An 8017-nucleotide genomic window follows, 5' to 3' on the forward strand; every position below is an offset into this window, starting at 1 on the left:
CTTGAATCTCACTTTCGTTGAGGTCAAAATTTTGAGCCGTAAATTGGGCATACTCTGCTGGTGAAAAGTCAAAACCAGCATCTCGGATCGTTTGCCATTTTTCTGATTCGCTAGCAGCCTGTTTGATTTGCTGACAGAAATCTCTGTCTTGGCCTAATTTTTCATAAAATGCTGCAACATTTTCTAAAGACATACTTAGCATCTCCTGGAGTTATTTTTTGAGGCTGGGGAAATCGCTCACTTAATTCAAATTGAATAAGTGAGCGATTAGAGAAAAAGGCAATCCAGCTTAATCGAGATCGTCAAGTACGATCGACAGAGATCATCAAGATAGTGATGATGTTCTTGCTGGAAAAATGAACCCAGAGTTGGCCATAGGAAATTCTACCGGATGCAACAGCCGAGTCCATAACCAGCAGCAAATGCGAGAACTAAGAAACAAAGAACCCCGCCTTGGAGATTGAGTTCTTCATCAGAGAGATCTCTTAAGTCTTCGGAGTTGACATTTAGATCGATAATTTGAATTTTAGACATTTTGCCTTTCCTTAGATATGGTTTTTGTTTTGCAAATTCTCTCGAACTCACTGAAAACAATCTATCAAATTTGCAATCAGAAGTCACGCATTTTTAGGTGATTCCTGCAAGAACAATCGACACAAATGAATATGTTTTGTCGCTAAAATTGACATTCGACTTCTCTGATATTTCACACTTCTGCCTGAAGCCAATTGGAGAATAGTTCTAAGACAATATTTTGCTTCACAGTTGGATTCAGAGCGGGTTGAATAATTTCATCTACTAAAATCAGATGCACACCTTTCGCTGTCAGGATTGGCTTTAGCAACTGTGGATGAGTTGCCGCAAAAACAGACGCCGAAATCTCTGGTTTGAGATCAGTCCGCTTGAGCAAGCCTCGATAGCCACACTTACGGCGCAATTCAGTCTCTTTAATATATTTTTGAGCTACCTCAAAAAACGACATTTCTCGTTCAATTATGGCGAAGTAAAGTTCTTGAGCAAGGTCTTCATCCTCCAAAATCACTTCGTAGAGAACTACTTGCCAGTAATCTAGCTGATGCTCCACAAAATAAGGCTCAACCCGATCGGCAAATAAATGCTGGGCAAGTTTGCCAGATAGCACTGAAAAATAGACCATTTCCTCAAACTCCTCTTGGGTTAGGTGCTGTTTTTGCAACCAATTATAGGTATCCTGAGCTTGATGTAGTTTGTTAGCTAGCCGCAGTCGATCGGCAGCCGCTTGTAGTTCACTATCGTCCACTTCAAGTCCAGCAGATGTTGCCGCAGCCGTGATTTTGTTACGGGTAGCGATCGCTTCCAAAATTTTGGGCATCTGTCCAGAGAATTTGACCTGTTGAATGATTTCTGCTGCGCTGATATTGTTCATGAGTTTCTCCTGAATTACTTTATAGTTGTTTGATTGGAACTAAAGTTTCAATCCGCCTTTTTGGAGCTGAGTAAACGGATCGAGAATAAAATCGATAATCCGCCGCTGCCGTACCACCACCTCTGCCGTCGCTGTTTGCCCCGGTGTCAGCACAATTCGTTGATTCTGAGCCTGGATCGTGGTCTGCTCCAACGTAATCTCCAGATCGAACACTTCCACTTGGCTCTGTCCAGACTCCAACTTTTTGGAATCCGGCGATTTCCACCGCAGATGACCAGGCACCACGCCATAATCCTGAAAAGGATAGGCATCAAACTTCAGCTTGACGGGCATCCCCACTTGCAAAAAACCACTATTTTGATTGGGAATTTGGGCTTTGAGCACCAACTTAGAACCTTGGGGGGCAATCTGCGCCACTAACTGCCCGGTCTGCAAGTAAGCTTTGGGCTTGGTAGTGGGAAATTGAAAAATCGTGCCATTGGCAGGCGATCGCACCACCTTCTGCGCGATTTGCCGTTGCAGCGATTGAATCTGGCTCTGGCTTTGGGCAATCTCGGTCTGAAGACTAGCAATTTGCCGATCCAACTCTTTGAGTTGTTCCTGACCTTTGAGCACCGCCAGCTCCCCCGACCGGCGCAAACTCTGTTGATTCCCCTCCTGTTCGCGCAACTTATACTCCCACTGCTTGCGATCGGATTGACTCTGTTGCAACAACTTCTGATAGCTCTGCTCTTGCTCTTGCAGACGCTCCTTTGTCAAGTCAATTTGGGCTTGGGCTTGCGATCGCAACTGCTGACTTTTCGCCGCGATCCCATTCACCTCCACTAACTTAATTTCCGCAATTGCGCCTTGCTGCCAGAGCAGACGATAACGCTTTACTTCTGCCAGATCGTTTTGAACTGTATTCTCAGCCAAGATCAAAGCAGTTTTAGCGGAGTTTAAAGCTTGTTTCGCTTGGTTAACCTGTGCTCGCTTTTCCGACACCAAAAACGGGGTGGTGGTTTTGTTGGCACTCAAAGACTGTCGCGCCTGATCTAATTGAGCACTTTTTTCAGTAGCTTGGGCTTGATTTTGTTGTTGCTGAGTCGTGACAGCCGTTAATAGCTGGTTACGGCCTTGCTGTAGTTGTACCAATCGATTTTTTTGCCCCTCCAGTTTGGTTTGGCCTTGCTGCAAATCGGCGCGGAGTAAATCGGATTCTAGTTCTAATAGCACTTGCCCTTTCTTCACCTGCTGGCCTGCTTTGACACGGACAGCAGCGACTGTGCCAGCAGTCGGCGCATCGAGGCGAATTGTTGCGCCGCTCGGCTCTAGGCGGCCTCTAGCGACGCCGGTTTCATCGACTTTAGCCAATACTGCCCAGGGTAAGACGATCGCTGCAAATATGACTAAGAAATAGAGCAAACCGCGCGTCCAGACTTGTGGGAGGCTATCCAATTGTTCCTGGGTGCCATCGGACCAAACCGGGTTATTTGGCTCGATCTGGGCTGGTTCCGGTCGATCGACTGGATGCAATTTTGAGTGATTGATGTCTAAGTTACTCATGGGATTTAGATGAGGTAGCGAGATTTAAGAGTTCGTGGAACGAGCTGTGCCTTCTAGTTCACTACTGCCAGTTGTTGCTGATTGAGATAGAAGTATTTACCGCGTTGAGCCATTAGCTGATCGTGAGTACCGCTTTCCGACAAAATGCCGCGATCTAAAACCAGAATTAAATCGGCATTGCGGATCGTCGAAAGCCGATGGGCAATCACCAACGAAGTGCGCCCGCGCAGGATTTTACTCAGGTTATTTTGAATAATCCGTTCTGACTCTGTATCGAGGTGACTGGTAGCTTCATCCATAATCAGTAATCGGGGATCTCCCAAGAGTGCTCGCGCGATCGCCAATCGCTGCCGTTGCCCCCCAGATAAGAGTCCGCCCCCTTCGCCAATCTGGGTTTCATAACCCATCGGCAATTGCTTAATAAACTCATCAGCTCCAGCTAAATGTGCTGCTGTCATTACTTCTGATAGGGTGGCATCGGGCTGTCCCAGGCTGATATTTTCGCGGATGGTGCTACCAAACAGAAAAGTATCTTGGTCAACAACTCCGACCTGTCGGCGCAGCGAATGCAAAGATAGACTGGAGATTTCTTGGTTGTCGATCGAGATTTTGCCATCGGTGGCCGGATATAAACCCAGCACCAGTTTAGAGATAGTTGTCTTCCCCGAACCACTGCGCCCCACCAATGCCACCATTTGACCGGGCTGAATATGAAAATTTAGGTTTTCGAGGATATTGCGATCGCTCTCAGGATGGTAGCGAAAGGTGACGTTCTCAAACCGAATATCCCCTTGCAGCAGCGGCAACGATTGGCGAGATTGGAGTTGCAGATCTTCTTCGGGTTTGGCCTCCAGCACATCATTAATCCGTTCTACCGAAATCACAATCTCTTGCAACTGATTCCACAGCACCGTTAGACGTTGAAAAGGCCGAATCACATTGCCCAATAGCATGTTGAAAGCCACCAATTGCCCGATCGTCAACTGATCGTGGATGACTAGGTAGGCACCGTACCAGAGTAAAGCCGTCGTAACGGTTGCTTCGATCGTATTACTAAAAATCTGGAGCCGATTATTGATAATTTGCCCAGAAAAATTAGTTTTAATGGCTGTTTGAAGTAAGCCTTCCCAATGCCAACGCACGGATTGCTCAACGGCAACTGCTTTCACCGTGCGGACTCCGGTTAAAGCTTCAATCAGATAACTACTTTCTTTGGCATGGGCGTTGAAAATTTCGCGAGAGATGCGCTGAAGGAATGGCGTTGAGACCACGGCCAGTAGCAGAAAGGGCGGAACAACTACTAGTGCCAGCAAGGCCATCGACCAGCTATACCAAAACATCAACCCAACATAGATAAAAACCGTAATCAAGTCTAATAAAATCGATAACGCTTCCCCGGATAAGAACCGTTGAATCTTGCGATTCTCCTGCACCCGCGAAATAATATCACCCACATACCGCGACTCAAAGAAATCGAGCGGTAGCCGGAGCGTATGGCGAATAAAGCCCACAATCAATGCTAAATCTAAGCGATTGGCAGTATGGTCTAACAAATATTGCCGTAACCCGATCATGGCCACTCGAAACAGACTGAAAATCAATAGCCCAAAACCAACCGCCGTCAAAGTTAGTTCTGATCGCTGTACCACCACTCGATCGAGAATCAGTTGGGTAAACAGTGGTGTGACCAAGCCGAAAATTTGGATAAATAAAGACGCGATAAACACTTCTAGCATCACCATTTGGTGGGGTTTCATCAGTTCAAAAAATTGCCAGAACGAAGTTTGATGTTCTTGCTGATGATGAAAGGCCGCCGTGGGCTGAAGGATGAGGGCATAACCTGTCCAGTCTTTGAGGAATTGCGGGTGGGTGAGAGTGCGTTGTCCGATCGCTGGATCGGCGACGACGACATGTTTGTGGGTGATTTCATAAACGACAATATAGTGTTTCCCTTCCCAATGGACAATGGTCGGCAAGCTCTGGAGTGCCAATTGTTCTAGATTGGACTTGACTGGACGGGTCGTAAATCCTAGACTTTCGGCAGCAGTAGATAACCCCCGTAACGATGCCCCATTGCGATCGACATTGGCGATATCTCGAATCCGGTTAACACTAAAATTCTTGCCCCAGTAGCGGGAAATCATCACCAAACAAGCGGCTCCGCAGTCTGAAGAACTGAGTTGGGCGAAAAATGGATAGCGGCGCGTAACTTTTTTCCACCAATTTCCCAGGCGGCGGGTGCTGGGGATGGGGAAGATCGCATCAATTTTTGTTCTTGGTGGTGATGGGGCTACAACTGGGGAAGCAGGAGTTGCTGGGCGATGATCGGGAATGGAATGGATTGATTTGGTGGTGGCCTGTTGTTGCAAATATGCTGAGATCTGTGGATAGCGATCGATCAGGGGGACTAGAGCTTGCTGAGGCAAAAAATCTAGTTGCAGATTGGCTCCGGCTCGGATGACATCAGGCTGATTGAGGTCTGGAAATAAGGTGAATTCTCCCCAGGCATCGCCAGCTATATAAGTAGCGATTAGTTCATTACTGCGATCTAAAAACCGCACTTTGCCCGATCGAATAAAATACAGTCCGGGCGGGCAGTTTTGCTGCGGCCAGAGTTTACCAACCTGGGGATTGAGAATTTGCATCTGCTGGAGGCATTGTCGAAATTCGGGATCGGTCAAAGAATGCCCTAAGGCTTGCTCTAAAATGGACTGGAGGAGCGCGTTGGTCATGATAATGTTCAGATAGATCGATAGCTAAGAGCAGCAGGGATTAGATCGGCGATCAATCTGGCTGGGATGCGTCCACCAGATTGCCGATGATGATTTTGGAGCCGCTAATTTCTGGTGCCGGAACCGCTGGCTGGGGCAGTGTGGACAGACCTAATTCTCTGAGCAACCGACTAATATGTCGATCGCTGACAGTAATTCCGAGTTCTTTGGCTAGGTGTTTGCTCAGCCAGCTTGCTGTCCAGCGTCGGAAAGCATAGCCTTGCTCGGCAGGGCTAGATTGCACTAATTCCTGCAATCGCTGCAAATACTGTTCGGTGATAGTTCTGGGTCGCCCGGTGGGGATGTCAATATACTGGTGCGCCATTTGGGCTTTGGCATAGAGCATCCAGCGGCCAGCGGTGGCGGTAGAGCATCCTAGCTGCCGACAAATTTCACCTTGGGTTTTGCCTGCGTCAGCTAGCAGCATAATTTCAATCCGCTGACGCAGTTGTGGGTTTAGATCCGACTCCTGCAACTTTCCTTGCAGATATCGATGCTGGAAAGGCGTTAATATTCGCTGAGATGTTTCCAACCGATTGCTCCTGTTAGTGTGGTAATTGAAATAGTTTGGTTGTGATGTTCTGGGTACTTCTAGAAGTTGATAGCGTTTAGGGAAATAGGGGTACAATAAAGTGAATTAAAGAAAATCTCCAAATGAGGATCGATCTCTTAAAATTCGTAGTTATTATTCCGCTTTAACCGTCACGACCGCCGAAATATTCCCTTGCTTGACATCCAAAGAAATTTCCGCACAAAATTTACGCCCAGCGTGTAAACAATCTCCACACTGCCCGTATTGCTACCGATCGATTTACCTCGATCGTCGATTAATCTAGAAGGTTGAAAGTTAGAGCTGCGCCACCAGTCAGACTGAGGGAGAGCAGCCAGACTGAACAGGTAGCAGTAGTTTTCATCGTACTGCTTACTTCATAGATCTCAATCAGCTATTTTGCTTGCTTATCTTTTCAATTGGGCAGATAGGATGGAATTATGCAGGGTGAATACTTTTAAGATTGCTGCCGATGTGTTTAATCGCCCAAATCCACTCCCTGGTGACTATCTAGCTAACGGTCGATCGACGAGTTGATGCTGCTTTGCAGCAAGATTTTAGAGTATTTTCCAACCCGATCTTGCATAACAATAGTTGCCGAACTTATCACCCGTTAAGTGAACAGCATCGGCAGATTGACTAGGCTTACATTGAATAAATTGTGTGTTTATATTCCTGACAACAGCAGATCTGCTTAGTAGTATTCTATCGATTTTTGAGCTGCTCCAAAAGATTGGCAGCACCCAAAACACCCGACATGATAACACACTAATCGATCTTAAAATTCAGTGGTAATCTGACATAGACACCATGGGGATCGTTGAAACTTTGCAACACACTGAGTTCGGTTTTGATTTTGAGTAATTCCGTGGTGAGGGGGTCTTGACTTTCAAGCGAACGCACTTCTTTGCCATCAGCAAATTGTTTGAGCAGTTTTTCTTCCCAGCCTTCCACGACTGGATATTCTTCTAATTCCCAATCCCGACCGAGTTTGGCAGTTTGGGCAGCATAGACGATCGCGTCATTGAGGCCACCGATATCATCGACCAAGCCGATCTTTTTCGCATCAGTTCCCGACCAAACTCGACCCTGAGCAATTTCGGCAACTTGCTGTTTTGGTAATTTTCGCGATTCGGAAACTTTGCTGATAAAGTCATCATAAATATCATTAACCATCTGTTGGGAGATCGCTAATTCTTGCGTCGTACGCGGCCGCGCGATCGTCATACTATCGGCTAATTTTGAGGTCTTGACAACGTCCCAAGTTACACCATTATTATTCGCTAGTTTTTGATAGTTAAAATTCATACTAAACACACCGATCGATCCGGTAATGGTATTCGGTTCGGCAAAGATTTTATTGGAATAAGTCGAAATCGCATAACCGCCAGATGCGGCCACATCGCCCATCGAAACGACTACGGGTTTTTGTTTTTGCAATAGTCTGACTTCCCGTTGAATGATATCGGAAGCTAAGGCACTACCACCCGGACTATTGACACGCAAAACGACAGCTTTGACATCTTTATCTACTCGCAATTCACGCAGTTGACGCGCTAAACTATCGCCCCCAATTTGGCCGACGCCGCCTTCACCACTGACGATATTACCTTGAGCGTAGAGAACGGCAATTTTGCGACTGGAAGTTTTGGCCGTACGATTGATAACTTCGGCATACCGATCGAGAGTGACGCCACGAAAAACAGTAACATCTTCTTTATCAGCACCGCTAATCTTTTTGAGTTC

At 46.7% G+C, this 8017-nt stretch carries 7 protein-coding genes; all 7 read right to left on the reverse strand.

From position 1 onward, the window contains the following. On the reverse strand, positions 1–193 hold a 193-nt coding region (locus tag RMO27_RS20705; protein WP_309736135.1), incomplete at its 3' end, for a Nif11-like leader peptide family natural product precursor. 191 nt (positions 194–384) lie between these two features. Then, entirely contained in the window at positions 385–534 is a 150-nt protein-coding gene (locus tag RMO27_RS20710) for a hypothetical protein (protein WP_309736136.1), read from the reverse strand. 172 nt (positions 535–706) lie between these two features. Next, positions 707–1405, reverse strand: a complete 699-nt coding sequence (locus RMO27_RS20715; protein WP_309736138.1) for a peptidylprolyl isomerase — start codon at positions 1403–1405, stop codon at positions 707–709. 39 nt (positions 1406–1444) lie between these two features. After that, complete coding sequence (locus tag RMO27_RS20720) at positions 1445–2950, reverse strand: HlyD family efflux transporter periplasmic adaptor subunit (RefSeq protein WP_309736139.1); 1506 nt, start codon at positions 2948–2950, stop codon at positions 1445–1447. Between the two features lie 53 nt (positions 2951–3003). Beyond that, entirely contained in the window at positions 3004–5682 is a 2679-nt protein-coding gene (locus RMO27_RS20725; protein ID WP_309736141.1) for an ABC transporter transmembrane domain-containing protein, read from the reverse strand. A 52-nt stretch (positions 5683–5734) separates the two neighbouring features. Next, on the reverse strand, positions 5735–6253 hold the full coding sequence (locus RMO27_RS20730; RefSeq protein WP_309736143.1) for a helix-turn-helix domain-containing protein: 519 nt from the start codon (positions 6251–6253) through the stop codon (positions 5735–5737). Positions 6254–7039: 786 nt separating this feature from the next. Then, the coding region (gene sppA, locus RMO27_RS20735) for a signal peptide peptidase SppA (RefSeq protein ID WP_309736145.1) at positions 7040–8017 on the reverse strand (978 nt) is incomplete at its 5' end.

This window comes from Chamaesiphon sp. OTE_75_metabat_556, assembly GCF_031378165.1.
Taxonomy (GTDB): Bacteria; Cyanobacteriota; Cyanobacteriia; order Cyanobacteriales; family Chamaesiphonaceae; genus Chamaesiphon.

Coding starts and splice junctions, on each gene's coding strand:
- RMO27_RS20720 (WP_309736139.1), bottom strand. CDS start 2,950: ATGAGTAACTTAGACATCAATCACTCAAAATTGCATCCAGTCGATCGA.
- RMO27_RS20725 (WP_309736141.1), bottom strand. CDS start 5,682: ATGACCAACGCGCTCCTCCAGTCCATTTTAGAGCAAGCCTTAGGGCAT.
- RMO27_RS20715 (WP_309736138.1), bottom strand. CDS start 1,405: ATGAACAATATCAGCGCAGCAGAAATCATTCAACAGGTCAAATTCTCT.
- RMO27_RS20710 (WP_309736136.1), bottom strand. CDS start 534: ATGTCTAAAATTCAAATTATCGATCTAAATGTCAACTCCGAAGACTTA.